Raw genomic sequence first — 26,942 nt, 5'->3', positions numbered from 1 at the left:
GTCCTTCATTATTCGGAGATGCGCGTCATGCAGTCATCCCAGTTCATCGAGGAGTGCGTAGAGGAGCGCGGCGGCCGGGTCGACGACGTTCTGCGCCAACGGCTCGGACGCTTCGAACCGAGCGCGCCCGTGGTCCGTTCCTGGACACGTTGCCTGCAGGAGTATGGGCTCGACCCTGACGCGTGCAAGCCGCCGCCGGTGCTCACCAGCGCCGAACTCGCGGTGCGTCGCGACCGCCAGAGCGATCTGATCGGTTGCGCGAAACTCGAGATGACGACGCTCTACCAGCAACTCGGCGATGCCGATCTCGCGGTCGTGCTGACCGATGCCGATGGCGTGATTCTGCATCTGGTGTCATCGACGGAATTCGCGGATCAGGTCGAGGACTGGGGCTTCTGCGTCGGCGCCGTATGGAGCGAACGGGAAGCCGGCACCAACGGCATGGGGACGTGTCTCGCCGAAGGCGAAGCGATCGCCGTGCGCCAGCATGAGCACTTCTTCTCGCGCTATACCGCGCTGACCTGCTCCGCCGCGCCGGTGTTCGACGAACGCGGCAAGCTCGCGGGCGTACTCGACGTCACCAGCCGATCGCAGCTACTGCAGCAGCACTCGCTCGTGCTGGTCGGAATGTCCCGGCAGATGATCGAGAATCGCCTGCTCGATGCGCGTCACGCTCAGGCCCATATGGTGCATTTCCACAGCCGGCCAGAATTCGTCAACACGCTGCACGCCGGCAAGCTCACGATCGCCGACAACGGCATGGTGCTCGGGGCCAACCGCAGCGCGCTGTTCCAGCTGGGTTTCAGCACGCTTGCCGAGGTCGCGGGCAAAAGCATTACCGATCTGTTCAACGCATCGCTATCGGATATCGTGGCGCGCAGTGTGCGGAGTTCGTTTCATCCGGTGGCCATTTACCGGGCGCATGCGTCGAATCGTTTTTTCGTCGTTGCCCAGGAGCCGCGCAGTCAGGCGGCTGCGGCAGTGAAATCTGCGGCGCGAAACCGGGTGCCGGCTACCCCTGTCACGATCGAACGGGTCCGCCGTCCGGGCGTGCCGCGCGTCGAATTCGGCGATACGCAACTCGCCGGCCAGCTCAGTCTCGGCGAGCGCGTGATTGATCGCGGCATTGCCGTGCTGGTGCAGGGCGAAACCGGCAGCGGCAAGGAGGTGTTTGCCAATGCACTGCACGCGGCCAGTGCCCGTCATCGCGGTCCGTTCGTGGCGGTGAACTGTGCGTCGCTGCCTGAGCATCTGATCGAAAGCGAGTTGTTCGGCTATCGCGCGGGCGCCTTCACCGGCGCACAGCGTGAAGGGCGACGCGGCAAGATTCTGCAGGCCGATGGCGGCACGCTCTTTCTCGACGAAATCGGCGATATGCCGCTGGCGCTTCAGGCTCGCTTGCTGCGCGTGCTCGAAGAACGCGAAGTGACGCCGCTCGGTTCGGAAACCGCCATCAAGGTCGATTTTCAGCTGGTCAGCGCGAGCCATCGCGATCTCGTCGAATGCGTCGCCAACGGGCAATTCCGTGAAGACCTGTACTATCGGCTCAACGGTGTCGCCCTGCATTTGCCCCCGCTGCGCGATCGCGAAGACAAACTCGCGCTGATTCACCATCTTCTGGAGCAGGACAGCGACACGCCGCTCTCGCTCAGTACAGACGCCCGCCAGATCCTGCTCGATTGTCCGTGGCCCGGCAACGTTCGACAGTTGCGCAATGTCCTGCGCACGGCCGCTGCACTATGCGACGGACCCGAGTTGACCTGCGCGCATCTGCCCCCTCACCTCGTGCGCAACGCCGGCCGCCAGATCCGCGAGGCCGGTGCGAACGTGGCGGCGCAGATCACCGCGGAGGCAAGCGAAGATACCGCCCCCGCCGCACCGACGCTCAATGCAATCCTGCAAGCCGAGCGCGAAGCGCTGCTCACGCTGCTCGAAAAGCATCATTGGAACGTGAGTCAGGTGGCGCTGGCGCTGGGCGTTACACGCAACACGCTGTACCGGAAGATGCGGCGCGTCCATATCAAGCCCTGACGCACCGCACGTTTCAGTTCAGATCCGCGGGCTTGCCTGCTCCTCCTCCGCGCGATACACACCACTTGCTGCGCGGGTCGGCTGCCGCCACCGGCGCGGCCCGCCGATCAGTTCGGGCAATTCGGCGAGATCGTCGATGACCCGCAGGCAAGGCAATTCCGATACCGGATGGTCCGCGCTATAGCCGTAGCTCACGCAGATCATCGCCATCCCGGCGGCCTGCGCGGCCAACGCATCATTGACCGAATCGCCGACATAGAGCGTGTGGGCCGGTTCCACCCCTAGCGCGTCGCAAGCATGCAGCAGCGGCGCCGGGTCGGGTTTGCGTTGCGCGAGCGTGTCGCCATCGACGACGATATCGAACCAAGCCGACAACCCGAAACGCTGCAGAAGCGGCGTGACAAAGCGCTGCTCCTTGTTGGTCACGACACCGAGCTTCAGTCCCATCTGGCGCAAGCCATCCAGCGCGGCTTCAACGCCTGGGCACAACTGCGTCTGATGCCCATCCGCACTCTGGCAGATTGATTGATAACAGGTCTCGTAGCGCCGCAGCACGAGATCGTGCGAATGCGCCTCGTGGCTGGCGCCAAGCAAGGCGAACGCACGCTCGACGAGGACGGCCGACCCGCCGCCGATCAACGTTTGCGTCACATCCGTACTGAGCGCGGACAGGCCACGCTCTGTCAGTGCGCGATTGAGCGCGCTGCCGATATCCGGCGAGGTATGCAACAACGTGCCGTCAAGATCAAACAGGACGGCATCGACGGGCAGGTTGCGCGACATGACTTGCATGACTGTATCTCCTGTAAACGGGTATTCACTGCATGGTGGCGAGCACGCGCGCGTCAAACCGCGCGTCGTTGCCGGTCGATCATCTGCAGGATCATCGGCGTGAAAATCAGTTGCATCGCGAGACCCATCTTGCCGCCGGGCACCACGATCACGTTCGGCCGGCTCATGAACGAGTCGTGCAGCATGGTCAACAGATAGGGAAAATCGATACCCTTCGGGTTGGTGAAGCGGATCACCACGAAACTCTCATCGGCGCTCGGAATATCGCGCGCCGTGAAAGGATTCGACGTATCGACAGTCGGCACACGCTGGAAGTTGACATGCGTGCGGCTGAACTGCGGACAGATGTAGTGCGCGTAATCGGGCATGCGGCGCAGGATGGTGTCCATCACCGCCTCCTGCGAATAGCCGCGCAGCGTCTTGTCGCGGTGCAGCTTCTGGATCCATTCGAGATTGATGATCGGCACCACGCCGACCAGCAGATCCGCATGCTGCGCCACATCGATGCCATGGCCGACAAAGCCGCCATGCAAGCCCTCATAGAACAGCAGATCGGTATCGGGCACCACGTCGGTCCATGGGGTGAACATGCCAGGCTGTAAATCATATTTGGCGGCGTGTGCCTCGTCGTGCAGGTATTGGCGCACGCGGCCCCGGCCCGATGCGGCGTATTGCTGGAACAGTTCAGCAAGCTGTTCCAGCAGATTCGCCTGCGGCCCAAAGTGGCTGAACTGCTGGCGGCTCTCCTCCGCGTCCTTCATCGCCACTCGCATCGCAGCACGGTCGTAGCGATGAAACGCGTCCCCTTCGACGATCTGCGCGTTCAGCTTTTCGCGCCTGAAAATATGCTGAAAACTATTCATCACGGTGGTGGTGCCGGCACCGCTCGAACCCGTCACGGCCACAATCGGGTGTTGAATCGACATAATGTCCCGCTCATCAGGCAAAGCCTCGCCGGCGCGCAAGACACACGCACGGCGAAGCGCTGGTCAGGTCCCGTTTCATGGATCGACGCCGGAACTGCGCCAGGTCCAATCCGAAATCCATTCCGGTGACACGCGTCAGGCGCGCGCTTCCGGGCGAAACAGCGAACGTTCGTTAAAGAGCGGCGAGATGAATGGCGCATCCGCGCCGCTTTCATATTCGCGGTGATAGCGCTCCAGCCGTTCGACCTCGCAAGTCGAGCCCAGGATCACCGGCACGCGCTCATGCACGGTTTGAGGCTCGAGTTCGAGGAGCCGCGCGCGCCCGGTGCTCGCGATGCCGCCGGCCTGCTCGACGAGCAATGCCAACGGGTTCGCCTCATGGAGCATCCGCAGGCGACCCGGACGCGCCGGTTGTCTGCGCTCACGGGGCTGCAGGTAAACGCCGCCCAGCATCATCAACCGGTGCACGTCGGCGACTGTCGAACCCATCCAGCGCGTGCTGAAATCCTGCTGGCGTTCGCCCGTGCTGCCCGCCCTGCACTCACGCACGAAACGCAGCACAGGCGGCTCCCACAAGCGCTCATTGGCGCTGTTGATCGAAAACCCGGTCGCTTTCCCGGGCAGACGGATCGATGGATGCGTCAGGATGAACGTGCCGGTTTCGCGATCCAGCGTGAAACCGTGCGCCCCGCTGCCGACCGTCAGGACGAGCATCGTCGACGGGCCATAAATTGCATAGCCTGCCGCAACCTGGTCGCGGCCTGTTCGCAGAAAGGCGGCGTCCCCCGCCGGTTGGTGATCGTGCTGACGCAACACCGAAAAAATCGTTCCGGCCGTCACGTTCAGACCGGCATGCGCGGCGCCATCCAGCGGCTCGAATGCGACGAGGTACGCTCCCTGCGTGCCGTCGGCGGCCGTGGCCGCCTCCATCCTTGCCGACGCGAAAGCCGCCACTAGCGCGCTTTGCTCGCACATCGCCGCGAACATGTCGTGCGCGGCGACATCGAGCGGCTTTTGTCGCGCGTCGCGCCCGCCGAGCGCGCCCTGGCTCACGAGCGACGAAATCCTGCTAACCGTCCGCGCAATCTCGCCGAGCAGAACGTCGAGACCGGCGCGGTCCGCTTCGTCGACCATTGCGCCGACCGGCTCGCGAAGTTGTCCGGTCAGACAATCCGCCAGCGTCATGTGTCTGTTCTGCATAGTCGCCTCGTTTCAGGAAGGTTGGATGGATTGATTAGCCTTGCGCGCGGCGGCAAACACACGGCTCGCTCAGGCGAATGTCGGCGACGTCGAGCCGTGCCAGTTCGTCGGGGGTGAGTACCGCGCCCGCAAGCGCGGCCTCGAAAATTCGGTTCGCCTGGCGCAACCGCGCGCGCTCCAGGGCGTTGCGCACCGACCGCGCATTCGCGAAATGCGATTGCTGAAGGCGTTCTGTCAGGTAGTCGGCGAACGCGCTGCGTGCGGCCACATCGAAGTGGTAGTGCTCGGCACCGAGCATGCTGTCGGCGATCGACATCAATTCGTCTTCGCTGTAGTCGGGAAAACCGATGTGATGTGCGATACGCGACTTGAATCCCGGATTGCTCTGGAAAAAAGTGTCCATCCGGTCCTTGTAGCCGGCGAGGATCACCACCAGATCGTCGCGCTGGTTTTCCATCACCTGCAGCAGGATCTCGATCGCTTCCAAACCGTAGTCGCGCTCGTTCTCGGGGCGATACAGGTAGTAAGCCTCATCAATGAAGAGCACCCCGCCCATTGCCCGCTTGAGCACGTCCTTCGTCTTGGGCGCCGTATGGCCGATGTACTGGCCAACCAGGTCGTCGCGCGTCACCGACACCAGATGGTTCCTGCGCGTGTAGCCCAGCCGGTGCAGCACGTCGGCCATGCGCAGCGCCACTGTCGTCTTGCCCGTCCCGGGGTTGCCGGTGAAGCACATGTGCAGCGTCGGCGTACCGCCGGCCATGCCGAGTTCGGCGCGCGCCTGCTGGACGACGAGGTAGGCCGCCACTTCGCGCAAGCGCGTCTTGACCGGCGCGAGCCCAATCAGATCCCGATCGAGTTCGGCAAGTGCGTCACCGATTCCCGCGTCGCGATAGCGGCCGGCAAGATCGATCGATGCGGTCATGTCTCCTCCTTTGTCTTGTCGTGTGTCACCTATCGTGGCCTATGTCAGTAACGCGACCCACCGGGTTTGTCAGCGGCATAGGCACGCAGGCTGTACCGCTGGACGCGGCCAGGCCCTTGCTGCCGGTCCAGGTTGAAGCCAGGTTCGGTCGGCGGACGGTTGACGATGAACGACATTCGCATCGTTTCGAATCCGCGCGTCGAGTCGAAGGCGTTGACCTTGATGTAGTGATGCGGGTAGGTCTTGCGGCATGCATTGACTTCCAGCAGCACGCCCGCGGCATCCCGCAGATCGAACATCGGCAAGCCCCACATCTCCCAATACGAGTTGCGCGGATGCGGATCGTCGGTGAACTCCACCGAGCACGCCCAGCCCTGGTTCAACGCGTAGTCGATCTGTGTCGCTATTTCGGCATCGGTCAGTTCGGGCAGAAACGAAAACGTCCCCTGGGTCAGCTTCATATCGTGTCTCCTTCAGCGCTTGCGGGACACCTGCCTAGGCGGCGGTCGGTGTGGCAATGTAGTCAGGCGTATCGGTTGATGTGTAGTTGAAACTCACGTCCTTCCATGTATCGAGCGCCTGCGCGAGCGGCCTGCACCAGCGTGCCGCCGCCTCGAGAATCTCCGGACCTTCGTGGCGGATGTCGCGCCCCTCGTTGCGCGCCTTGACCATGGTCTCCAACGCGACGCGGTTCGCCTGTGCGCCGGCCTGAATGCCTGCCGGATGCCCGATCGTCCCGCCGCCGAATTGCAGAACCACGTCGTCGCCGAACAGGTCGAGCAACTGGTGCATCTGCCCCGCGTGAATGCCACCCGACGCGACCGGCATGACGCGGCGCATGCCGGCCCAGTCCTGATCGAAGTAGATGCCGCGTTGCAGGTCCACGGGATTGCGCATTTCACGCAGCACGTTGTAGTAGCCCTGCACCGTCATCGGGTCGCCGTCGAGCTTGCCGACCGCCGTACCCGCATGCGTGTGATCGACACCCGCGAGCCGCAGCCATTTCGCGATCACCCGGAACGACACACCATGGCTCTTCTGCCGCGTGTACGTACCGTGACCCGCGCGGTGCATGTGCAGGATCATGTCGTTTTCGCGTGCCCAGTTGGAGATCGACTGCGTCGCCGTCCAGCCAATGATGAGATCGACCATCACGATGCACGAACCCAACTCCTTCGCGAACTCCGCGCGACGGTACATCTCCTCCATCGTGCCGGCGGTGATGTTGAGGTAGTGCCCCTTGAGCTCACCGGTTTCGGCCTGGGCACGCTCCACCCCTTCCATCGAAAACAGAAAGCGATCGCGCCAGTGCATGAAGGGCTGCGAGTTGATGTTCTCGTCGTCCTTCATGAAGTCGAGCCCGCCCTTCAGGCCTTCGTACACCACGCGTCCATAGCTTTTTCCCGACAGCCCGAGTTTCGGCTTCACGGTGGCGCCGAGCAGCGGACGGCCGTACTTGTCGAGCCGCTCGCGTTCCACGACGATGCCGGTCGGCGGCCCGCGAAATGTCTTCACATACGCGACAGGCAGACGCATATCCTCGAGCCGCGCCGCCTTCAGCGGCTTGAAGCTAAACACGTTGCCGATAATCGAAGCGGTCAGATTGGCAATTGATCCCTCTTCGAACAGATCCAGGTCATACGCGACGTAGGCGAAATACTGCTGCTCGGTCGCACAACCCGGACCCGTATTCGGGACGAGATCGACCCGATACGCTTTGGCACGATATGTCTCGCAGGCGGTCAGGCGGTCGGTCCAGACAACCGTCCATGTCGCGGTGGAGGATTCCCCCGCGACGGCCGCGGCAGCCTCTTGCGGGTCGACGTTTTCCTGCGGCGTGATGCGAAACAGCGCAATCAGATCGGTTTCTTTCGGTTCATAGTCCGGTTGCCAGTAACCCATTTCACGGTACTTCATCACGCCGGCCGCGTATCGATTCCTCAGATTTTCCGTTGGCGCATTCATTGTGGCTCCTGGTAGGGGTGAACCCTCACGCATCATGGAATCCATGACCTGGGTCCGATGCATGGGTTCGACGATAAGCGCTCGCACGACCAAGATAAATTCATATATTCTTAGTCCTCCTATAAGCGATGCGTTATCTGTCGCTCGATCTACTCATCCGCCCATGCTCAACTTCGTCCGCACGCTCACGCTGCGTCAACTGCAGATCTTCGCCACCGCCTCGCGGCACAACAGCTTCGTGCGCGCTGCGGAAGAACTGCATTTGACGCAACCCGCGGTTTCCATGCAGATCAAGCAGCTGGAAGAAACCGTGGCTCTGCCGCTGTTCGAACGCCTGGGTCGCCGGCTCACGCTGACCGAAGCGGGTGAAACGCTGTCTCACCATGCGAACCGCATTCTCGGCGAGGTCAAGGACGCGGAAGATGCACTGCAGTCGCTCAGCCTCGCCAACAGCGGCGCGATTTCCATCGGTCTCGTCAGTACCGCGAGATACTTCGTGCCGATGCTGATCGCGCGCTATTCAGCGCAGTTTCCTAAAGTGGACGTGCGGTTCTCAATCGCCAATCGCGATGCGTTGCTGCGCCTGCTGCAAGACAACGCGATCGATCTCGCTGTAATGGGCCGTCCGCCGCGCGACCTCGATGCGGTTGCCGAACCGCTCGCCTACAACCCCCAGGTGATCGTCGCGTCGTCGCAGCACCCGCTTGCCAGCGCGCCGCGATTTGACTTGCAGGAATTGCGCCATGACACGTTCCTGATGCGTGAAATGGGCTCGGGCACGCGCACGGTCGCCGAACAGATGTTCAAGAATCATCTCTTCACGCCCGCGAAACTTGTCACACTCGACAGCAACGAAACCATTAAACAGGCCGTGATGGCCGGCATGGGTATCAGCCTGTTGTCGCTGCATACGCTGCGGCTGGAACTGCGCACGCATGAGATCGCGCTGCTCGACGTGAGCGGCACACCGATCGATCGGGCCTGGCAGATCGTGCATCTCAACGCAAAGCAACTATCGCCGACGTGCCAGGCATTTCGCCGTTTCGTGATCGAGCAGGCCGGCCCGTATCTCGCCGACGAATACGCGGGCGCGCCGAGACACGTCACCGTGCGCGGATAGGATCGGCCAGCCGCGCGTGACACTGTGTCACTGATTCGGCACAACAACGTGATGCACCGCTAGCGCCAGTATCGAGTGAATCGCCCGGATCGCTCGACGGCACAGCCTGCGAACAGCAATCGGCGCTGCATGCCTGCGTGACACACCCGCATGGCATGGCGCTTGCGTTAATCGGTCAGGACCCGCCGTCCGCTCACTGATCGAAGGAAGCGCTCATGACGCAAGACGCCGTATCCACTCCGCGTACGAAGCCCGCGAGCGCCGTCACTGTGAATGCACCCGGGCGGCTGCATCTCGGCTTTCTCGATCCAGGCGCGTCGCTTGGGCGACGTTTCGGCAGCCTCGGCCTGGTGGTCGACGGCATCAGCACGACGCTCGACGCGCGCCTGTCCAGCGACGCTGAGGATCACTACACGGCACCGCCCTACGCACGCGATGAACTACCGCGCATTCGCGCCCACATCGACACGCTCAAGCGGCTGACCGGCAAACGTGAAGCCATCGACGTCCGGCTGAGGCACGCGTTGCCCGCCCATGCCGGTCTCGGCTCCGGCACGCAGCTCGCGCTCACGGCGGGCCACGCATTCGCGCAACTCCACGGGCTGGCGCTCGACGCGACGCAACTTGCGCTGGCACTCGCACGCGGCGGACGTTCGGGCGTCGGTGTGGCGGGTTTCGAACAGGGTGGCCTGATCCTCGACGGTGGACCGTGCAGCGCGACCGAGCTGCCGCCGGTACTCGCGCGCTTCGCCTTCCCCGGCGAATGGCGCGTGCTGCTCGTACTCGACGACACGCGGACGGGACTCTCAGGCAAGGCCGAGCGCAACGCGCTGGCTGAGCTGCCGCCGTTTCCACAATCGCTGGCCGCCCACGCCTGTCACCTCACGTTGATGCAGATTCTACCCGCCGTCGCAGAACACGACTTTGTGCCGTTCGCGCGCGGCGTCAGCGAGTTGCAAGAGGGTGTCGGCCACTATTTCGCTGCGTCGCAGGGCGGCGTCTATACCAGTCCTGCGGTCGCGCAGGTACTCGACTGGATCGGCGCGCGCTATCGCGCGGGGATCGGACAAAGCTCGTGGGGCCCCACCGGGTTTGCGATCCTGCCTTCACATGACGAAGCCGCGCGTGTCGTGGCCGCGGCACGCGCAGCCGGTGTGGTCGGCGCATCACTGCGGCTTGAAATCGTCAAGGGGCGGAACTCGGGCGCGACTGTCATCCATACGCCCACCGCCAGTTAAATTACTTCTCCTTCGCAGAGGAAAGATGGAACACCCGTTCATTCTCCATATGTTCACGCCAACCCGGCAAATGAGCCCGTTCGATGTGAACATGGCCGTCGATGCCGGTTATCAGGTCGTCGTACCGTACGCCGATGTCGGGATCGACAACGTCGCCGCGCTGACACAGGACGCGATCTTCTCGCGCGGACCGAAAGGCGTCGCGCATACCGGCATTTTCATTGGTGGGCGTGATGTCGTGCTCGCCGCCGACATGCTGAACCGCGCGCGCGAAGCGATGGTCCCGCCATTCGCGGTGTCGCTTTTCGCCGACCCGAGCGGTTCATACACGACGGCCGCGGCGCTCGTCGCCACGGTTGAATGGCATCTGCAGCGCACCCACGCTACGGGACTCGCGGGAAAACAGATTCTCGTGCTGGGCGGCACCGGGCCGGTCGGCGTCATCGCAGGCGTGCTGGCGGCGCGGGCCGGTGCACAGGTTGCGATTGCCAGCAGCCGCGGTCTGGACGCCGCGCAGGCGGCGAGCGAGCGGATCAACGTGCGCTTCGGCGTGCAGACAACGGGCGCCGATGCTCAATCGACGGACGCGCTGGGCGCTGCCCTCGCCCGCAGCGAAGCCGTATTCGCCACTGCCGCGGCCGGTGTGCAGGTCATGAGTGCGGCTCAGGTCGACGCAGCGGCGCAGTTGCTGATCGCAGCCGACGTCAACGCCGTGCCGCCCGCGGGCGTCGAAGGCGTGGGCGTCATGGATGACGGCAAGCGTTTTGGCAAGCACGGCGCGCTTGGCATCGGCGCGCTCGCGATCGGCAACGTCAAGTATCAGGTGCAGCGACGACTGTTCGAGCAGATGCTCGCTGCGAACAAACCCCTGCACCTCGGCTTTGAAGAGGCGTTTGCGCTCGCCCGCGACGTGCTCGCCGAGCGCACGGCGCAGGCGGCCTGAACGACCCTTGTCTCCTTCCGGCGGCGCGTGGCGATGATCTGCCCACGGTCGCCGGTAACCGACCACCCAGCGAGCCCATGAATCAACCCACCCTCGTCGTCGCCGGACTTTCGGCGCGCATGCTCGCCGAATCGGCACGGCGGGCAGGCTGGCGCGTGATCGCCCTCGACCTGTTTGGCGACGTCGACACCCGCGCCGCGGTCGACGAGTGGCATCAGATCGGCGACCCGGCCACGCTCCAACTCGACCCGGCACGCACGTACGCCGCACTTGAGCGTGCGGCCAGCTTGCCTGGGGTGATGGGTTGGGTTGCGGGCAGTGGTTTCGAAAGTTGCCCGCAACTGCTGCAGGCGCGATTTCCGGCATTGCCGTTGCTCGGCAATCCATCGCAGGCGTATGAAGCGGTGCGCACACCCGCCCGCTTCTTTGGATTGCTCGCCGCGCAAGGTATTCCGTTTCCGGAAACGCTCGCGCGACGTCCTCCTGAAACGACCGGCTGGCTGCGTAAGGATGCACGCGGCACGGGCGGCTGGCACATCCGGCGAGCCGGCTTCCGCGGCGACGTGGTGCATGAAGCGCATCCGGATGTGTATTTCCAGCGCACGTGTGCGGGCCGCTCGATGTCGGCAATGTTTATCGCCAATGGCAGCAGCGCCACCGTGCTGGGTTTCAACGAACAGATCATCGTGCCGCAGCACCGCCATCCGTTCACCTGGCGCGGGGCAATCGGGCCGGTTCAGATGCCTGCCGATCTCGCCGCGCAAGTGCATCACGCCGTACAGACGATCGTTGCAAGCACGCGTCTGGTTGGCCTGAACAGCCTGGACTTTCTGCTCGACGGCGAGCGCTTCTTCGTGCTCGAAGTCAATCCGCGGCCTTCCGCAACGATGGCGCTGTATGACGGCCACCTGCCGCTATCGCCGCTTGCGCTGCATGTCCGTGCATGCAAGGGTGAAGCGCTCGATCCGCCTCAACACACACCCCACACACCGCACGCCGTGCCTACGCCACACACCTCGCCTGCGCCGCTGATTCGCGGCGAACAAATCGTTTTCGCGCGCACCGGCCACACCGTTTCAGCGGCGTTCGTCGCGAGAGCCCAGCAACGCGGCTGGTGTCACGACATTCCGGCCCCCGGCAGCACGATTGCAGCCGGCACGCCGCTATGCAGCGTGTCGGTCACCTGCGCGCCCGGTACCTCCACCGACGCCGTACGCGCCGAACTTGCCGCCCGCGCATCCACCATCGAATCCATGATGAAGGTATCCCATGACGACCCAATCACCGTTCGCTGACACCGTATCCAGCGCCATGCCGCTCAGCGTCAACGCGCTCGCTCAACCCCTGCTCACGAAGCTGCTCGACCGGCTGCCGCAGCTCGGCCTCACGGCGCGCCGCGATGCGCGTGGCGTACTGATCGTCGATGCCGGCATCGATGCGCCCGGCAGCGTCGCCGCGGGCGCCGCCATTGCTGAAATCTGTATGGGCGGGCTCGGTGAAGTCCACGTGCGCACAGCTGGCTCGCACAGCGCGCGCGACGAATGGCCCACAATCGTGGATATTGCCAGTGCACAGCCGGTACTGGCCTGCCTTGCGAGCCAGTATGCCGGATGGAGTCTCGCGGCAAGCAAGGAGGAGACCGGCGGCAAGAAGTTCTTCGCGCTCGGCTCCGGACCCGCCCGTTCACTCGCCTGCAAGGAACCCCTCTACGAAGAACTGCGCTATCGCGACAACGCGTCCCACGGATGCCTTGTCCTGGAGGTGGACCGCGCACCGCCCGAGGTCGTCATCGATAAGATTCTGCGTGACTGCAAGCTCGACGCGCGTCACCTCACGCTGATTCTCACGCCGACTGCGAGCCGTGCGGGCACGACGCAGGTGGTGGCTCGCGCGCTCGAAGTCGCGCTGCACAAGGCGCATGTGCTGGGTTTTTCGCTCAGCGACATTGTCGAAGGCACGGCAAGTGCCCCGCTGCCACCGCCGGGTCACGAGTCCATCGACGCAATGGGCCGCACCAACGACGCCATTCTTTACGGCGGCCGCGTCCATCTGAGCGTGACGGGCAGCGACGACGCGGCACGCGATCTCGCCCAGCGCTTACCGTCTTCGGCTTCACGTGACTTCGGCCGTCCGTTCGCCGATGTCTTCAAGGAATACGAATACGACTTCTATCGCATCGATCCGGCGCTGTTCGCGCCAGCCGAGGTATGGGTCAGCAACCTCAGCACCGGCCACACGTGGCACGCGGGCGCAACCCGCTTCGATCTGCTGCGCCCGCTGTGGCTCGCCGAGGCCTGACATGCACACCCATGCACTGCGCGTTGCAATCATGAGCGACGAAACCGGCTGGCATACGTCGCGGCTCAAGAAGGCGTTACGCGAGCGCGGCGCGCAGGGTCGCTGCGTGGATCTCGCGGACTGCCGCTTCGACACGACCTGGGCGGCGCACGGTCTCGTGATTCCAGGCTATGGACGCGGACTGCCGGACGCGGTGATCGTGCGTGGCATTGCCGGCGGCACCTTCGAGCAGGTCACCGTGCGGCTCGGCATCCTGCATGCGTTGCGTGAACTCGGCATTCCCGTCTACAACGATGCGCGCGCGATCGAGCGCAGCGTCGACAAGTCGATGACCACTTTTCTTCTGCATCGCGCCGACATTCCGACGCCGGCGACGTGGGTCAGCGAATCGGCGCCACACGCACAGCGCATCGTCATGCGCGAAGCGGCGGCAGGACGACAGGTCATCCTCAAACCGCTGTTCGGTTCACAAGGCAAAGGGCTGCTGCGGCTAGGCGCCGACGACACAGGATGCACGCCGCTGCCCACGTTGAAGGCCTATGGGCAACTGGCCTATCTGCAACGCTTCATCGAACCGCTCGAGACGCCGGGCTTCGACTGGCGCGTTCTGGTGATCGGCGGTAAAGCGGTCACGGCGATGCGGCGGGTGAGCGAACACTGGGTGCATAACGTCGCGCAAGGTGCGCGCTGCGAAGCGGCGCCGTTGACCGCCCCGCTCGCGCAGCTCGCCGAACGCGCAAGCGCCGCGCTCGGGCTCGACTATGCGGGCATCGACCTGATCCCGTGCCGCGACTCGCCGGCTGGCGCGCAGGTCATTGAAGTCAACGGCGTGGCCGCGTGGCGAGGTCTGCAGTCGGTCACGCCTTTCGACATCGCCAGTTGTATCGTCGACGATCTGCTGAACCGCAAGCTGGCGCACAGCCCGCGCATAACGTCGCACAACACGCTGCACGACACCCCGCACGCGGAGGTTGCTTGAATTCGCCACCGGCCACCGCGTCGATCGAAGCGGCGTTTCTGTGGGCATGCGAACTGGACGTCGCGTGCGCGAAGCCGGGCAACGTCAGTGTCGCGTCGCCGGGGCACAGAATGACTGCCGATCTTTTCATGGCGAGCGCCCACGCGGCATGCGGCCCGCTGGTGCGACGCGGCGCGACAATCGGCGCGCGGATCGAAGCGGCCATCGCACGCACACACGAGGCAGCCGGGTGCAATACGAACCTCGGCATCGTGCTGCTATGCGCGCCGCTTGCCGCCGCCTTCGAAACGCAAGCGGAGTCAGCCGATACGCCAGATACGCCCGATACGCTGGGTAGTGCGGTACACGACGTGCTTGCGGCTTTGAGCGTCGACGATGCGAGCGCCGCCTTTCGGGCGATCGCGCTCGCCAATCCTGCCGGTCTCGGCAAAGTGCCGAGCCAGAATGTCGGTGCACCGCCGAGCGTCGATCTGCGCGCCGCGATGAATCTCGCCGCCGACCGCGACAGCATTGCGCGCCAGTACACGGTCGATTTCGCCGACGTGCTGGACTTCGGCCTCGCGCAGTTTCATACAGCGCTCGCGGCGCGGGCTGGATCGCCATCGGCGCTGCCCCAGGCGGTGCTCGCGACCTGGCTCGCGTTCCTCACGCAATGGCCGGATTCGCACATCGCGCGCAAACACGGTCTCGCATGGGCGCAGTCGGTGACGCGCGAAGCCGCCGGCTGGCTCACACGAGCCACGGAGGGCCGGCTCGATCCGCACGCACTCGAAGCATGGGACCACGCGCTCAAGTCAGACGGGATCAATCCCGGCACCAGCGCGGACCTCACCGTGGCGACACTATTTGCCGCGGCGTGCCTTGACCCGTCGCTGATGCGACTGCCCTTTCCTCGCGTGCCCGTGCTCAACGCACCAGCAGAAGCATCGTGCGCGAATCGCACAGGCTGCATCCCCGAAGCAATGCCCTGACCTCACCCTGACTTCAGTCAGGCATCACAGCAATCAACCCAATCCGGAGCATTGATCCGGAGCACCAAGCTCAACTCACAGGAGACAGACAACATGGCAAAAATCGATCGCGTACTGGTGGGCGAATCGCTCGTCGGCGACGGCAACGAAGTCGCTCATATCGACCTGCTCGTCGGGCCGCGCGGCTCGGCTGCCGAAACCGCTTTCTGCAACGCACTGACCAACAACAAAGACGGTTTTACGTCGCTACTCGCAGTGGTCGCGCCGAACCTGCTCGCCAAGCCGAACACCGTGCTGTTCAACAAGGTGACGATCAAGGGGGCAAAGCAGGCCGTGCAGATGTTCGGGCCGGCTCAGCGCGCCGTGGCGCTCGCGGTGGCTGACAGCGTCGAGGACGGCACGATTCCCGCCGACGAAGCGGACGATATTTTCATCAGCGTGGGTGTGTTCATTCACTGGCAAGCCGAGGACGACCAGAAGATCCAGGACTTCAACTACCGCGCGACGCGTGAGGCGCTGAAGCGCGCGGTGAACCGGGAACCGCGCGCGGCTGACGTGGTGAAGCAGAAAGGCGCCGCGAAGCATCCGTTCGCGGCAAGCTGAATGGTCCGCTCGATGGACTGCCTGCCGGTCCGCTTGCTGGTCCGCTGGGCGACGTGCTTGCGGCACGTCGCATCCGAAGATGAAACCCCTCCCGCATCCTCTTCTTCACAAGGTGTTTTGCGGGGGGAACATGCCGGCGCCGAGCAGCGCGAGCCCGGTGCCTTCGCGCCTCGGTGCGCTGCCCGCCTGGCGGCGGCGCCGTTCGATCGTCACGCCCACCGCCTTCACATTCGCAAACTTGTGCGGTTTCACAAGGGCGATCCGCACCCAATGCGCGCCGAAGTCGACCAGCAGCGTCTGCGCAATCGCCTCGGCCAGCGCCTCGAGCAATTGCACGCCATGATCGGCCAGCAAGCTTAGCAGCGCGCCATGCACCCGGCCGTAGTCGATCGTGTCGTGAATCTGGTCGGTGTCGCAGGCGAGACTTCTCGGCAAGCCCGCCCATAGATCGATCAGCACCGGCTGCGGCGTGTGCAATTCCTCCGGGTCGATGCCGATCACGGTTTCGCCCGCGAATCCCTCAATGAAAATGATGTCCATCGGCTGAGCCGCATCTGCGTCGGCGTGCCCAGTGGCGCTGCCCGCATGCCTCGAAAGCCGTTCAAACATGCTCGTGTCGATTGCGTTCATCGATGCTCCTGTCGCTCGTATTGGAAGTGTCATGCCCTGTTCCTGCGCGCCCGGTCCCGCTCTTCGTAACTCGTCGGGAAAACGCGTCGGCGCGTGACTCATCATGCAAGAACCGGCCCAGGCACGAATGTCGCAAGAGATCTCCGTGTGTGCGGTCGAGCGCTGTACCCATCACCCCGGCAATCCTCCGCCAGCCGCACGCACAGGCCGATCGTCGGCGCAGTGCTGTCGCTGGATGTTCCGACAGCCTGCCTGCCAGCGGTCACACTCTGTATCGCAAACTGCACAAACTGCCTGCCCAGGTGGCTGATGACCCAGTCTCACGAAACGCCACACACGCTCCGGGCCACCCGGCCGCGCCTCGCATGGGCAATTACCGGATCGGGGCATTGTCTGGAGGAGTCCCTCGCGCTTGCCGCCGAGATGCCGAACGTCGACCTGTTCCTCTCGCGGGCGGCGGAGGAAGTGCTGCCGCTTTACAAAATTCACCTTGCGCACCTGAAGGAACGCTTTCGCGTGTTTCGCGACAACAGTGCGAGTTCGGTGCCGGTCGGGATGTTCTACGAGGCGGGCTACTACCACACCGTCGTGATCGCGCCCGCCACCAGTAACACGGTCGCGAAATGCGCGCTCGGCCTGTCCGACACGCTGCCCACCAACATCTTTGCGCAGGCCGGCAAGCTCGGCATTCCCGGGATCGTCTTTGCCTGCGATACGGAGCCCGTGGTCGTCACGAAGAGTCCACAGGACTGGGTCGAGCTGCGGCCACGCAACATTGAACTGGAGAATGTGGCACGCCTGCAGCAAGCCGATCATTGCCAGGTCGTCGGTTCAATCCGCGAGTTGCGTGCCGCGCTCGAAATCCGGCTCCTAGCGCTGGGTACGCCCTCGCTCCTGAGTCCCGTCTGACTACCGGCTCGCCGAGTCCGCCATGGAACACATTGTCTTTCTCACCGGCCGCCTCGCGCAGAACGGCCTTGCGCGCGTGCTGCAAAGCCTCGAACCGGCGTCTTTCACATGGGAAATACGCGAGATCGGCTTGCAGGTCGCCGCGTTGATGACCGCGGACATGATCAAGCGCCGCGTCCCCGCCCCCATTGCCGCCGACCGTGTGATCGTACCTGGCCGCTGCCGGGGCGATCTCGACGCGCTGTCGTTGCACTACGGCATGCCGGTCGAACGCGGACCGGAAGAACTGAAAGACCTCCCTGCCTACTTCAACCGCGCGGCACGGCCGGTCGATCTGTCGAAGTACGACATCGCGATTTTCGCGGAGATCGTCGATGCGCCCAGGCTAACAGTCGACGCGATCTGTGCGCGCGCCGCGCAGTTGCAGGCGGACGGCGCCGATGTGATCGATCTCGGCTGCCTGCCGTCCACACCGTTCCCGCATCTGGCGGACGCCGTGCGCGCGCTGAAAGCGCAAGGGCTGAAGGTCAGCGTCGACTCGATGGACACGAAAGAACTCGTGCGCGGCGGGCGTGCCGGGGCCGACTATCTGCTGAGCCTGAACGCCGATACGTTGTGGATCCTGAACGAAGTCGATTCGACGCCGGTGCTGATCGCCCGTGAACCGGGCGACGAAGCCTCGCTCTTCTCGGCGGTCGAAACGATGACGCGCATGGGTCGGCCGTTCCTCGCCGATCCCATCCTCGATCCCATTCCGTTTGGCCTGATGAAGTCGCTGATGCGCTATCAGCGGCTGCGCGATGCGTTTCCCGATGCACCGATCCTGATGGGCGTCGGCAACGTCACTGAACTGACCGAAGCCGATACCTCCGGGATCAACGCGTTGCTGCTCGGGATCGGCGCGGAACTCGGGATCGCCGGCATCCTGACGACCCAGGTCAGCGGCCATGCACGCCGGGCCGTCTCCGAAGCCGATGTGGCACGGCGCGTGATGTACGCCGCCCGCGAGATGCAGACGCTCCCCAAGGGCATGTCGGACGCGCTGATGACCGTCCACGCAAAGCGGCCCTTCCCCGATACGCCCGACGAAATTGCCGAGACAGCGCGCGCGATCCGCGATCCGAACTTTCGCGTGCAGGTGTCGCCCGACGGCGTGCATGTGTACAACCGCGACGGTCATCATGTCGAACGCGATCCGTTCGCGCTATGGCCACGCCTGAAGCTCGAAGACGACGCCGCGCACGCGTTCTACATGGGTGTGGAATTGGCGCGTGCCGAAGTCGCCTGGCGGCTTGGCAAGCGCTATGCGCAGGATCAGTCGCTTGACTGGGGTTGCGCCGCCCCGCGCGACGCCGACAATCTGCTCGCGCAATGCGCGCCCGGCACCACGATGCGTAAGGAAGCCTGATGATGATTCACGAAACGGTTGTAACAACCTTATCGATGCACGGCACGGTGCATGTCGCGCCGATGGGCGTGCGCTTCGATGGCAACAGCGTGATCCTGATGCCGTTCCGGCCCTCCGTCACCTACGACAATATCGTCGCGACCCGCTGCGCCGTCGTCAATTTCACGACCGACGTGCGCGTCTTCGCGGGATGCGTGACGGGTCGACGCGTCTGGCCGACGCTGCCCGCCAGTGAAGTGCCCTGCGTGCGCCTTGCCGGCGCACTCGCGCATGCCGAATTGCGCTTAACCCGTGCAAGCGACGACCCGCTGCGGCCGGTCCTGACGATGCAACGGGTTGCTGACGCCACCCACGGTGCCTTCACGGGTTTTAACCGCGCGCAGGCCGCGGTCATCGAGGGCGCGGTACTCGTCAGCCGCTTGCACCTGCTGCCGCGCGAGAAGATCGAGACGGAGATCGGCTACCTGAAAATTGCCATCGACAAAACCGCCGGCCCCGACGAGCACGAAGCCTGGCAATGGTTGATCCACGCCATTGCTGCCCACTATGAACGCAACGAACCTGCTCGCATGGGAGCGCTATCATGATCCGACTCCTCACCAGTGTGCGCGACCTCGACGAGGCACGCGAAGCCGCCGCAGCGGGCGCTGATTTCATCGACCTCAAGGAGCCGCATGCCGGCGCGCTCGGTGCGTTGCCTGCCACGCGCGTCGCGGCCATCGTGCGCGAGTTGCGCATGACGTATCCGGGCATACCGATCAGCGCGACGATCGGCGATCTGCAACCGGGCGATGACGCTGCCATCGCGTATCACGCGGCGGTGATCGGACAGTGCGGCGTCGACTATGTGAAAGCAGGCGTCTCGCCCGGGCCCGGCGCACGCGACACGCTCACACGCATGCGCGCGCTGCCGTGGAAGATGGTGCCGGTGCTGCTGTGCGACGATGGGCTGGACCTCACGCTGGTCGAACACGCCTCTGAACTGCGCTTTTCAGCGGTGATGGCCGATACCGCGCGTAAAACGGGAAGCCTGTTCAACGGCGTGTCGCTGGCCGTACTCGACAGCATGGTGCAGATCGCCCGCGCGCATGAGGTGATGGTGGGTCTCGCCGGCGCGCTGAGGCTCGAACACGTCTCGCGCCTGCGGGCACTCGCACCGGATTTCGCCGGGTTTCGCAGCGCGCTGTGCGACGGGCCGCGTACAGGCAAGCTTGAGGGCGCACGGGTGCGGGCACTACGCGAACAGTTGACGGGCGTACCTGCGTGCGCAGCCCCCCACGCACAGCCGGTCAATCAGGGCGTCGCCGCATGAAGCAGCTGGTCGCGCACGCGCGACCAGTCGTTCTTGTTGACCAGTTCGACCAGATATGACGCATCGCGCGTAAACTCCGCGAAGCGCCGGTCGAGCACGCCCTGCGCCGTATAGTGCGCGATGCTTTGCCCCGGTTCGATCTTGCACGATTTAACGACGAAGAGCCGCTCGGCGTTCAGCCGGTTGGCCAGCCATGCGGCCAGGCTGTCCGAGCTCACGTCCCAGTTGGTCAACAGGTTCGCTTCCTGGCGCAACATATCGAGCGGCGCCCAGACAGCCGCGCGGCCATCGTGCAGTGCGCGCCGGATCTGCGCCTCGGTGGCCGCGACCACGAGATTGCGGCACACGCCCTGCATCAGCAGCGCATGCTGCGCCATCGCGAGCACCGCCATGTTGTGGGCCGCGACATCGTCGAAACGCCACACGGCCTGGTGCTCACGGACCTGATCCGCGAAACCGCCGCCACCCGGCACGATCACGACGCGACCGCCGCCGAGATCGCTTAGCTGACGCAGCCATTCTTCCAGCAATGGGTCGCGGCTCAGACTGCCGCCGATCTTCACCACCCACATACGCGCTCCCTTCGCAGCTTCGGCGATGCGGTTGGTTCAGGCGAATGCCATATGAGTCTCTTCGGCGAGCAGCACGCCGACTGCCACACTCGGCGCGCAGACCTGCGCCCATTCGGCGGTCGGGCCGTCGACGTCGAGCAGCGTGTCGAAGCGCACCACGTCGCGACCAAACGGCGCGGCCAGCGCGTCCGCGAGGAACGCACCGCAACCCGCTGCCACCAGCACGACACTGTGTGCAAGGCCGCTGCGGCCGAGCACACGTGTGAGGTTCGACGACAGGTGCGCCAGTTGCGCGCTGCGCCACTGTTGCGCGAAGCTGTTCCAGTCGGTGTCCGCGGCTTCGCGCGCATCGCAGCCGATCATCCGCGCGAGACGCTGGCAGGTCGCCGCGCGATCCTTGCGGCCATTGTCGGCCGCCGGGTACTGGTCGTGCAGCGGATTGAGCGAGCCCGTGAGACGGTAGACGTCCGCCGTCGTGGCAAAGTATTCGTTCATCACGTTGTAGTGCTCGCCGCGAAAACGTATGCGCTGCGCTAGCGCGCACAGCGGCGTGCGCACCACGCCCTGATAGACCAGTTCGCCCGAGCGCAGGCGCCCCGCGTCATCGGCGCCGTGCGCGACGATCTGAGCGCCGAGGATCGGAATCAGGTCCGTCGTGGTGCTGCCGATATCGACCAGCACGGCATCGGGTAGCCGGCTCGCAATCACCTGGGCGGTCGCGAGCCAGTTCGCTGAAGCAATTTGAGCCCAGTGAGCGGCCACGGCGCCATGCCCGTGCCAGCCCGCCGCGCCTGCATAGAAAGCGACGCGCTCGCCGAAACGTGCAGCGAGGCGCTCCGCAAGTGCCGCGACGCCCGCCTCACGATGCTCGAACAGATCGGCCATTTCGCCTGTCATCGTCACTGCGTGATCGGCCGCTGCGAAATCGGGCCAACGCGCGGCGGCCTGCTCCAGTGCGCTGTCGACATGGGTAAGTCCCTGCCACAGCGGACAGGGCCATTGCACGATATCGCGTACACGCCCCGCCTCGATCCGCGCCGCCTTGATGTGCGCGCCGCCGATATCCCAGCCGATCACGAGTTCACGCGGCATGACGGGTCCGTTCGTCGTCAGCTTGTTCGGCGCGATGATTGGCGAGGATGCGCGCCGCGAGGTCGAGCTCGCCTCGTTTCGCCAGATCCGCGTAAGCACACGTCGCGCGCGGATTGATTTCGATCACCACCGGACCGCGCTCCCGATGCCACACGACGTCGATGCCGACAAAACCGGCAAGACCGGGCAGCGCTGCCGCAATGCGCCTCGCGAGTTCGCGGCATGAGTATCCGACGAGGCTGTTCAAGGCGATCGAGCCAACCGTGACGCCGTCATACCGGACCCGTCCTCCCACGACGCTGACGTGCTGCCAGTTGATGCTCAGCAACTCGGCGCTGCCGTGGTTGCAAAGCAGCGACAAGCTCATTGCGTCGCCTTCCACCCACTCTTCGAACGTCACGCGCTCGTGCGCCGCCGCGCGATGCAAAAAGGCATATTCGGCGGTACGGAAGTCGTGATAAAAAAGCGTGTCGACAGCGCCCGCCCCATCGTCGGGTTTCACGACCCATGCGCCGGGGCCGGGCTGTAACGGTGCATCCACCGACCACGCGCGCGTCGTGGCAATGCCTGCCTGCGCAAGACGGCGCGCGGTGCGGCGCTTGCTGCTCGCGATCCGGATCGACTCCGCGTCGCAACCGATCCAGCGTGAGGTCTCGACTGCATCACAAAACCGGGCTAGCACACCGTCGGTCTCCGGCGCGATCACCCAGACCGCGTCGTGATGCAGCGCCTCTTTGCCAACGAAGTGACAAGGGTCACTGCCGGCGGGTGGCTGGCAATAAGCCAGTTGCCGGGTATCCGGGGCGCGCCGTGCTGCATCGCCGGCCTCGCTTGCAGTCATCGCGCAAGTCACCGAGACGCCGGCCACGCGGGCGAGGTCACCGGCAATCGCGTTGCGCATCGCGCGTCCCGCTGGCAGCAGCTCACGCATGACGTCGGCATCCGCGCAGCCACCGCCACTGATATATTCGTACACCAGCACTTTCGTCGGCATTTTCGTCATCACTCGCTCCTCATGCAGATCATTCCAGTCATCGATGTGCTCAACGGCTCGGCGGTACGCGCCGTGCGCGGTGAACGCAGCCGCTATCAGCCCGTCGAATCGCAGCTATGCAGCGGCAGCGATCCGGTCGATATCGCGCAGGCCCTGCTCGACTACAGCGCCGCGTCGGTGCTCTATGTCGCCGATCTCGACGGCATCATGCGCCGCGCGCCGCAGCGTGACACCCTGGCGCGTCTTGCCCACGCCCTGCCCGGCATCGAACTCTGGCTCGATGCCGGATTCACGCATCCCACTGCAGCCGACACGCTCATCACGTCGCTACATGAAGTCGGCGCGAAACTCACACCCGTGTTCGGCAGTGAGTCGCTGCGCAGCGATGCGGCATCTGATGTGCATGCCGACAGATCCTCGCTACCGTCCGCCTCGCCCGGCCGTACCGTGCTGCCTGGGCGTACGCCCCCACGCTTACCCGAGGACGCCATCCTCTCTCTCGACCGCCGCCACGACACGCCCTTAGGCGACCCGCTGTACTGGACCGACACCGCGAACTGGCCCGCCCGGCTGATCGTGATGACGCTCGAACGGGTCGGCTCGTTCGACGGCCCCGACCTCACCGCGCTCGCCGACGTGCGGCGCCGGGCAGGCAAACGCCAGATCATCGGCGCGGGCGGCGTGCGCCATACCGACGACCTGCGCGCCGCCGCCGCGGCCGGCGCGGATGCATGGCTGATTGCGTCCGCGCTGCATGACCGGCGTATTCCTGCGGCATCGATCTGAGCACGCCTCGGTTCATTGCCTTCATTGCGTACCGCATGGCATGACGATGCTCACTATCACGTTTCATGCCAATGGCGCTCGCGCAGGACGCGACCGTCTCAGCTGAGCGCTCGCCTCACGCAGCGCATCCTCTCGCGTGACAGTTTGTGGCGCCTCGCACACGGCGCGCGGCGCATTGTGTGTCACCCACTGCACGTCACATCGCCGCCCTTGTCGGTAAACGTTGAAGCGCGTCGCATGGCATATGCCTTGCTCAACAGCACACATGACTTCGACTCCATCTCCCCCGCTCTGGACCTGTCCGTTCTGCGCTTTGCTGTGCGACCGCTTCACGGTCAACACCGGCGAGACGCTGACGCCGGCCGGCACACACTGCCCTCGCGCAACGCATGCGCTCGCGCAGTTCGGCAACCGACCCTCGGCCGCAACGCCGCTGTTGAACGGCCAGCCGGTGGATCACCAGAGCGCGCTCGATGCAGCCGCGCGATGGCTGCGTGAAGCGCGGCAGCCGCTCTTTGGCGGCATGGCCACCGACGTCGCCGGTACGCGCGCACTCTATCGACTGGCGAACACACGTGGCGCGATCCTCGACCACGCGCACGGGCGGGCTCTGATGCATGGACTCACCGCCCTGCAGGACCGTGGCAGCTTCACGACGACGCTCGCGGAAATCCGCTGCCGCGCGGATCTGATCGTCTGTATTGGGTCGATGCCGTCAGCACGGCATCCGGAATTCTTCGCGCGTTGCGGGATCGGCTCGACCGTATCCGATGCAGGACCGGTGCAACGCGACATCGTGTTCGTGGGCTGCGACGTCGATCCTGCCATCGCACAGACCGATGGCGTAGCGACACACGCCATTGCGCTGCAAGGCGACCTGTACGACACGCTCGCGACATTGAATGCCCTGTTGAGCCGCAAACCGCCGCACGCAGCCGACCCCGCGCTCACCTCGCTCGCCGCGAAACTGCGCGCCGCCCGTTACGCGACCCTCGTATGGACACCTGCCGATTTGCCGGGCGCGCATGCAGCACTGCTGGTCGAAGCGCTCGACCGTCTGTTGAAAACACTCAACCGCACGACGCGTGCGGGTGGCCTCGCGCTCGGTGGCGACGACGGCGGCGCAACGGTGAACCAGACACTCACCTGGCTCTCCGGCTTGCCACTACGAACCGGCGTTCATCGCAGTGGACTCGAACACGAACCGCATCGCAATGACACTGCACGCCTGCTCGCCGACCATGCGGTCGATGCGCTCTTATGGATCTCGAGCTTGACCGCCGATCTCGCGCCACCGCCAACCGATTTGCCGACCATCATCCTCGGCCACCCGCGGCTCGCCGCAACCTGCGTGGATCGCCCTGGGCCGACCGTCTTCATTCCGGTGTCGACGCCGGGCATCGGCTCACCCGGTCATCTGTTCCGTGCGGACGGCGGCGTCGTGCTGCCACTCACCCCGGTCTACGCGGACACGCTGCCGACCGTCTCCAGCGTTGCGACGGAGCTAGACAAGTGGCTCGCCACGCAACGGGAGAGCATTGTATGAGTACGTTTCGTTTGCGCGGCGGCCGAGTGTTCGATCCGGCCAACCGGATCAATGGACACATCGCGGATATTTGCGTGCGCGACGGCCGCATCGTCGAGCTGCCCGCTGAAGCGGCCGTGGATCGCGAATACGATGTCAGCGGCATGGCCGTGATGGCGGGTGGCATCGATATGCATTCGCACATCGGCGGCGGCAAGATCAATCTCGCACGCATGCTGATGCCGGAAGATCACCGGTTGCGGGCGCAACGGGAGGCCGAGGCCAATCCGCTCGAACTCGCGTCGTGTGGCGTCTGCACGCCGGGTACGCTGGCCACCGGCTATCGCTACGCCGAGATGGGCTATACCGCCGCGTTCGAGCCGGCAATGATGGCGTCGAACGCGCGTCACACCCACCTCGAAATGGGTGATACACCGATCATCGATCACGGTGCGTACGTGATGCTCGGCAACGACGAATTGTTCCTGCGCATGCTGGCGCAAGGCACGGACTTCGAACGCATTCGTGACTACGTGGGCTGGACGATCAATGCGACGAAGGCGCTCGGCGTCAAGGTCGTCAACCCCGGCGGGATCTCGGCGTTCAAGTTCAACCAGCGCGCGCTGGACGTCGACGCAACGCATGTGCACTATGAAATCACGCCACGCCAGGTGCTGCACACGCTGGCGCGCGCGCTGACCGAAATGCGTGTGCCGCATCCGCTGCACATCCACGCCAGCAATCTCGGCGTGCCGGGCAACGTTGAGTCGACGCTCGCTACCATCGATGCCCTCGAAGGACTGCCTGGGCACCTCACGCACATTCAGTTTCACAGCTATGGAATCGAGGGTCCTCGCAAGTTTTCGTCAGCGGCCGGGCGGATCGCCGACGCGGTTAACGCGAATCCCAATGTGTCGATCGACGTCGGCCAGATCATGTTTGGACAGACCGTGACCGCGTCTGGCGACATCATGAAACAGGTCAAGCAGGCGGAGTTCGCGTCGCCGCGCAAATGGATCGCTGGCGACATCGAATGCGATGCGGGTTGCGGCGTCGTGCCGTTCCGCTATCGCGAGCAAAGCTACGTCAACGCACTGCAATGGACGATCGGACTCGAACTGTTCCTGATGGTGAAGAACCCGTGGCAGATCACCTTGACCACCGATCATCCGAATGGCGGCCCGTTCACCAGTTATCCCCATCTGATCCGGCTGCTGATGGACAAATCGTTCCGTGACGAACAGCTCGCGAAGCTGCATCCCGATGTCGCGCAGCAAGCCGCGCTGGCGAGCATGACGCGCGAACTGAGCTTCGACGAGATCGCCATCCTGACGCGCGCCGCCCCAGCAAGGTTGCTCGGCCTGCGCGACCGTGGACGTCTGAACGCGGGCGCTGCCGCCGATATCGCCGTGTATCGCGAGCAGGCCGATCGCGAAGCGATGTTTACCGCGCCCGAGTATGTGTTCAAGGACGGCGAACTGGTCGCGCGTAATGGCCGGATCGTCGCGACGCCCACCGGCGGCACGCACTATGTCGAGCCGGAATTCGACCGCTCGATCGAGCGCACGCTGGCCGAATACAGTGACAACTATCTGGCGTTCAACTTCCGTCACGCCGCGATCGGCCGCGACGAGTTGTGCACGTGCTGCAACGGTGGACGGCTGCTGCCGGCTGCCTGCAGCGTCCACCAGGACGAGCCAGCGGGACAGCAACCATGAGCGGC

The 26,942-nt window shown here is 64.6% G+C and carries 26 protein-coding genes; 16 read left to right on the top strand and 10 right to left on the bottom strand.

Features of this window, described 5'->3' with window-relative positions; translation table 11 throughout:
• The first annotated feature begins 27 nt into the window (after positions 1 to 27).
• The gene (locus tag GNZ12_RS03650; protein WP_172309045.1) at positions 28 to 2,031 is read left to right on the top strand and encodes a sigma-54-dependent Fis family transcriptional regulator; all 2,004 of its coding nucleotides are present in this window, start codon (positions 28 to 30) and stop codon (positions 2,029 to 2,031) included.
• An 18-nt stretch (positions 2,032 to 2,049) separates the two neighbouring features.
• Here the strand turns inward: GNZ12_RS03650 and gph are convergent, their stop codons facing one another.
• From gph to GNZ12_RS03620, 6 genes are all read right to left on the bottom strand, one after another.
• Positions 2,050 to 2,823, bottom strand: a complete 774-nt coding sequence (gph, locus tag GNZ12_RS03645) for a phosphoglycolate phosphatase (RefSeq protein ID WP_172309044.1) — start codon at positions 2,821 to 2,823, stop codon at positions 2,050 to 2,052.
• Positions 2,824 to 2,876: 53 nt separating this feature from the next.
• Positions 2,877 to 3,749, bottom strand: a complete 873-nt coding sequence (locus GNZ12_RS03640) for a phosphoribulokinase (protein ID WP_172309043.1) — start codon at positions 3,747 to 3,749, stop codon at positions 2,877 to 2,879.
• Between the two features lie 135 nt (positions 3,750 to 3,884).
• On the bottom strand, positions 3,885 to 4,949 hold the full coding sequence (locus GNZ12_RS03635) for a class 1 fructose-bisphosphatase (RefSeq protein ID WP_235993576.1): 1,065 nt from the start codon (positions 4,947 to 4,949) through the stop codon (positions 3,885 to 3,887).
• Positions 4,950 to 4,983: 34 nt separating this feature from the next.
• A complete protein-coding gene (cbbX, locus tag GNZ12_RS03630) occupies positions 4,984 to 5,874 on the bottom strand; it encodes a CbbX protein (protein WP_172309042.1) in 891 nt (296 codons plus the stop codon).
• A 44-nt stretch (positions 5,875 to 5,918) separates the two neighbouring features.
• Entirely contained in the window at positions 5,919 to 6,335 is a 417-nt protein-coding gene (locus GNZ12_RS03625) for a ribulose bisphosphate carboxylase small subunit (protein WP_172309041.1), read from the bottom strand.
• Between the two features lie 34 nt (positions 6,336 to 6,369).
• Positions 6,370 to 7,839 carry a form I ribulose bisphosphate carboxylase large subunit gene (locus GNZ12_RS03620; protein ID WP_172309040.1) on the bottom strand — a complete coding sequence of 490 codons (1,470 nt, stop codon included), beginning with the start codon at positions 7,837 to 7,839 and terminating at the stop codon, positions 6,370 to 6,372.
• 163 nt (positions 7,840 to 8,002) lie between these two features.
• Here GNZ12_RS03620 and GNZ12_RS03615 point away from each other — a divergent pair, with 163 nt between their 5' ends.
• The 8 genes from GNZ12_RS03615 to fae all read left to right on the top strand — a co-directional run bounded on the left by GNZ12_RS03615 (position 8,003) and on the right by fae (position 15,991).
• Positions 8,003 to 8,959: a LysR family transcriptional regulator gene (locus GNZ12_RS03615; protein WP_172309039.1), complete on the top strand. Its 957-nt coding sequence runs from the start codon at positions 8,003 to 8,005 to the stop codon at positions 8,957 to 8,959.
• A 215-nt stretch (positions 8,960 to 9,174) separates the two neighbouring features.
• Entirely contained in the window at positions 9,175 to 10,197 is a 1,023-nt protein-coding gene (locus GNZ12_RS03610) for a beta-ribofuranosylaminobenzene 5'-phosphate synthase family protein (RefSeq protein ID WP_172309038.1), read from the top strand.
• A gap of 25 nt (positions 10,198 to 10,222) precedes the next feature.
• On the top strand, positions 10,223 to 11,140 hold the full coding sequence (locus GNZ12_RS03605) for an NAD(P)-dependent methylenetetrahydromethanopterin dehydrogenase (RefSeq protein WP_172309037.1): 918 nt from the start codon (positions 10,223 to 10,225) through the stop codon (positions 11,138 to 11,140).
• 77 nt (positions 11,141 to 11,217) lie between these two features.
• Complete coding sequence (locus GNZ12_RS03600; protein WP_172309036.1) at positions 11,218 to 12,435, top strand: ATP-grasp domain-containing protein; 1,218 nt, start codon at positions 11,218 to 11,220, stop codon at positions 12,433 to 12,435.
• Positions 12,410 to 13,438 (top strand): methenyltetrahydromethanopterin cyclohydrolase, encoded by a 1,029-nt coding sequence (gene mch, locus GNZ12_RS03595; protein ID WP_172309035.1) that lies wholly within the window; start codon positions 12,410 to 12,412, stop codon positions 13,436 to 13,438. Before GNZ12_RS03600 ends, mch begins: the two co-directional genes overlap by 26 nt.
• Before the next feature lies 1 nt (position 13,439).
• On the top strand, positions 13,440 to 14,417 hold the full coding sequence (locus GNZ12_RS03590) for an ATP-grasp domain-containing protein (RefSeq protein ID WP_172309034.1): 978 nt from the start codon (positions 13,440 to 13,442) through the stop codon (positions 14,415 to 14,417).
• Complete coding sequence (locus tag GNZ12_RS03585) at positions 14,414 to 15,388, top strand: triphosphoribosyl-dephospho-CoA synthase (RefSeq protein ID WP_172309033.1); 975 nt, start codon at positions 14,414 to 14,416, stop codon at positions 15,386 to 15,388. The genes GNZ12_RS03590 and GNZ12_RS03585 overlap by 4 nt, the downstream gene beginning before the upstream one ends.
• A gap of 93 nt (positions 15,389 to 15,481) precedes the next feature.
• Complete coding sequence (gene fae / locus GNZ12_RS03580; RefSeq protein ID WP_172309032.1) at positions 15,482 to 15,991, top strand: formaldehyde-activating enzyme; 510 nt, start codon at positions 15,482 to 15,484, stop codon at positions 15,989 to 15,991.
• 105 nt (positions 15,992 to 16,096) lie between these two features.
• Here fae and GNZ12_RS03575 read toward each other — a convergent pair whose 3' ends face one another.
• Positions 16,097 to 16,600, bottom strand: a complete 504-nt coding sequence (locus tag GNZ12_RS03575) for a dihydroneopterin aldolase (RefSeq protein WP_172309076.1) — start codon at positions 16,598 to 16,600, stop codon at positions 16,097 to 16,099.
• 330 nt (positions 16,601 to 16,930) lie between these two features.
• Here GNZ12_RS03575 and GNZ12_RS03570 point away from each other — a divergent pair, with 330 nt between their 5' ends.
• From GNZ12_RS03570 to GNZ12_RS03555, 4 genes are read left to right on the top strand one after another with little or no spacing between them, the layout of a single operon-like run.
• Complete coding sequence (locus GNZ12_RS03570) at positions 16,931 to 17,530, top strand: flavoprotein (RefSeq protein ID WP_172309031.1); 600 nt, start codon at positions 16,931 to 16,933, stop codon at positions 17,528 to 17,530.
• 22 nt (positions 17,531 to 17,552) lie between these two features.
• A complete protein-coding gene (locus GNZ12_RS03565; protein ID WP_172309030.1) occupies positions 17,553 to 18,938 on the top strand; it encodes a DUF6513 domain-containing protein in 1,386 nt (461 codons plus the stop codon).
• 2 nt (positions 18,939 to 18,940) lie between these two features.
• Positions 18,941 to 19,525, top strand: a complete 585-nt coding sequence (locus GNZ12_RS03560) for a DUF447 domain-containing protein (protein ID WP_172309075.1) — start codon at positions 18,941 to 18,943, stop codon at positions 19,523 to 19,525.
• Entirely contained in the window at positions 19,522 to 20,250 is a 729-nt protein-coding gene (locus tag GNZ12_RS03555) for a (5-formylfuran-3-yl)methyl phosphate synthase (protein WP_172309029.1), read from the top strand. The genes GNZ12_RS03560 and GNZ12_RS03555 overlap by 4 nt, the downstream gene beginning before the upstream one ends.
• On the opposite strand, the gene GNZ12_RS03550 is transcribed toward GNZ12_RS03555, so the two are convergent.
• The 3 genes from GNZ12_RS03550 to GNZ12_RS03540 are packed head-to-tail and all read right to left on the bottom strand — an operon-like array spanning position 20,232 to position 22,917.
• Entirely contained in the window at positions 20,232 to 20,822 is a 591-nt protein-coding gene (locus GNZ12_RS03550) for an amino acid kinase family protein (RefSeq protein ID WP_172309028.1), read from the bottom strand. The genes GNZ12_RS03555 and GNZ12_RS03550 overlap by 19 nt on opposite strands.
• A 36-nt stretch (positions 20,823 to 20,858) precedes the next feature.
• Positions 20,859 to 21,914: a hydantoinase/oxoprolinase family protein gene (locus GNZ12_RS03545; protein ID WP_172309027.1), complete on the bottom strand. Its 1,056-nt coding sequence runs from the start codon at positions 21,912 to 21,914 to the stop codon at positions 20,859 to 20,861.
• Positions 21,904 to 22,917 (bottom strand): ATP-grasp domain-containing protein, encoded by a 1,014-nt coding sequence (locus GNZ12_RS03540; protein WP_172309026.1) that lies wholly within the window; start codon positions 22,915 to 22,917, stop codon positions 21,904 to 21,906. The genes GNZ12_RS03545 and GNZ12_RS03540 overlap by 11 nt, the downstream gene beginning before the upstream one ends.
• A 12-nt stretch (positions 22,918 to 22,929) precedes the next feature.
• On the opposite strand from GNZ12_RS03540, the gene GNZ12_RS03535 reads away from it, so the two are divergent.
• The 3 genes from GNZ12_RS03535 (at position 22,930) to GNZ12_RS03525 (ending at position 26,937) form a co-directional block, all read left to right on the top strand.
• Positions 22,930 to 23,694, top strand: a complete 765-nt coding sequence (locus GNZ12_RS03535) for a HisA/HisF-related TIM barrel protein (protein WP_172309025.1) — start codon at positions 22,930 to 22,932, stop codon at positions 23,692 to 23,694.
• Positions 23,695 to 23,959: 265 nt separating this feature from the next.
• Entirely contained in the window at positions 23,960 to 25,240 is a 1,281-nt protein-coding gene (locus GNZ12_RS03530) for a molybdopterin-binding domain-containing protein (RefSeq protein WP_172309024.1), read from the top strand.
• Positions 25,237 to 26,937: a formylmethanofuran dehydrogenase subunit A gene (locus tag GNZ12_RS03525; protein ID WP_172309023.1), complete on the top strand. Its 1,701-nt coding sequence runs from the start codon at positions 25,237 to 25,239 to the stop codon at positions 26,935 to 26,937. The genes GNZ12_RS03530 and GNZ12_RS03525 overlap by 4 nt, the downstream gene beginning before the upstream one ends.
• Positions 26,938 to 26,942 lie beyond the last annotated feature (5 nt).

The organism is Paraburkholderia solitsugae (genome assembly GCF_013177695.1).
GTDB classification, from domain to species: domain Bacteria; phylum Pseudomonadota; class Gammaproteobacteria; order Burkholderiales; family Burkholderiaceae; genus Paraburkholderia; species Paraburkholderia solitsugae.
This window is presented reverse-complemented; position numbering and strand designations above follow the sequence as displayed.

Bases quoted from the DNA above. Each gene is read 5' to 3' on its own strand.
- GNZ12_RS03650 (WP_172309045.1), top strand. From the start codon at position 28: ATGCAGTCATCCCAGTTCATCGAGGAGTGCGTAGAGGAGCGCGGCGGC.
- gph (WP_172309044.1), bottom strand. From the start codon at position 2,823: ATGCAAGTCATGTCGCGCAACCTGCCCGTCGATGCCGTCCTGTTTGAT.
- GNZ12_RS03640 (WP_172309043.1), bottom strand. From the start codon at position 3,749: ATGTCGATTCAACACCCGATTGTGGCCGTGACGGGTTCGAGCGGTGCC.
- GNZ12_RS03635 (WP_235993576.1), bottom strand. From the start codon at position 4,949: ATGCAGAACAGACACATGACGCTGGCGGATTGTCTGACCGGACAACTT.
- cbbX (WP_172309042.1), bottom strand. From the start codon at position 5,874: ATGACCGCATCGATCGATCTTGCCGGCCGCTATCGCGACGCGGGAATC.
- GNZ12_RS03625 (WP_172309041.1), bottom strand. From the start codon at position 6,335: ATGAAGCTGACCCAGGGGACGTTTTCGTTTCTGCCCGAACTGACCGAT.
- GNZ12_RS03620 (WP_172309040.1), bottom strand. From the start codon at position 7,839: ATGAATGCGCCAACGGAAAATCTGAGGAATCGATACGCGGCCGGCGTG.
- GNZ12_RS03615 (WP_172309039.1), top strand. From the start codon at position 8,003: ATGCTCAACTTCGTCCGCACGCTCACGCTGCGTCAACTGCAGATCTTC.
- GNZ12_RS03610 (WP_172309038.1), top strand. From the start codon at position 9,175: ATGACGCAAGACGCCGTATCCACTCCGCGTACGAAGCCCGCGAGCGCC.
- GNZ12_RS03605 (WP_172309037.1), top strand. From the start codon at position 10,223: ATGGAACACCCGTTCATTCTCCATATGTTCACGCCAACCCGGCAAATG.
- GNZ12_RS03600 (WP_172309036.1), top strand. From the start codon at position 11,218: ATGAATCAACCCACCCTCGTCGTCGCCGGACTTTCGGCGCGCATGCTC.
- mch (WP_172309035.1), top strand. From the start codon at position 12,410: ATGACGACCCAATCACCGTTCGCTGACACCGTATCCAGCGCCATGCCG.
- GNZ12_RS03590 (WP_172309034.1), top strand. From the start codon at position 13,440: ATGCACACCCATGCACTGCGCGTTGCAATCATGAGCGACGAAACCGGC.
- fae (WP_172309032.1), top strand. From the start codon at position 15,482: ATGGCAAAAATCGATCGCGTACTGGTGGGCGAATCGCTCGTCGGCGAC.
- GNZ12_RS03575 (WP_172309076.1), bottom strand. From the start codon at position 16,600: ATGTTTGAACGGCTTTCGAGGCATGCGGGCAGCGCCACTGGGCACGCC.
- GNZ12_RS03570 (WP_172309031.1), top strand. From the start codon at position 16,931: ATGACCCAGTCTCACGAAACGCCACACACGCTCCGGGCCACCCGGCCG.
- GNZ12_RS03565 (WP_172309030.1), top strand. From the start codon at position 17,553: ATGGAACACATTGTCTTTCTCACCGGCCGCCTCGCGCAGAACGGCCTT.
- GNZ12_RS03560 (WP_172309075.1), top strand. From the start codon at position 18,941: ATGATTCACGAAACGGTTGTAACAACCTTATCGATGCACGGCACGGTG.
- GNZ12_RS03555 (WP_172309029.1), top strand. From the start codon at position 19,522: ATGATCCGACTCCTCACCAGTGTGCGCGACCTCGACGAGGCACGCGAA.
- GNZ12_RS03550 (WP_172309028.1), bottom strand. From the start codon at position 20,822: ATGTGGGTGGTGAAGATCGGCGGCAGTCTGAGCCGCGACCCATTGCTG.
- GNZ12_RS03545 (WP_172309027.1), bottom strand. From the start codon at position 21,914: ATGCCGCGTGAACTCGTGATCGGCTGGGATATCGGCGGCGCGCACATC.
- GNZ12_RS03540 (WP_172309026.1), bottom strand. From the start codon at position 22,917: ATGACGAAAATGCCGACGAAAGTGCTGGTGTACGAATATATCAGTGGC.
- GNZ12_RS03535 (WP_172309025.1), top strand. From the start codon at position 22,930: ATGCAGATCATTCCAGTCATCGATGTGCTCAACGGCTCGGCGGTACGC.
- GNZ12_RS03530 (WP_172309024.1), top strand. From the start codon at position 23,960: ATGACTTCGACTCCATCTCCCCCGCTCTGGACCTGTCCGTTCTGCGCT.
- GNZ12_RS03525 (WP_172309023.1), top strand. From the start codon at position 25,237: ATGAGTACGTTTCGTTTGCGCGGCGGCCGAGTGTTCGATCCGGCCAAC.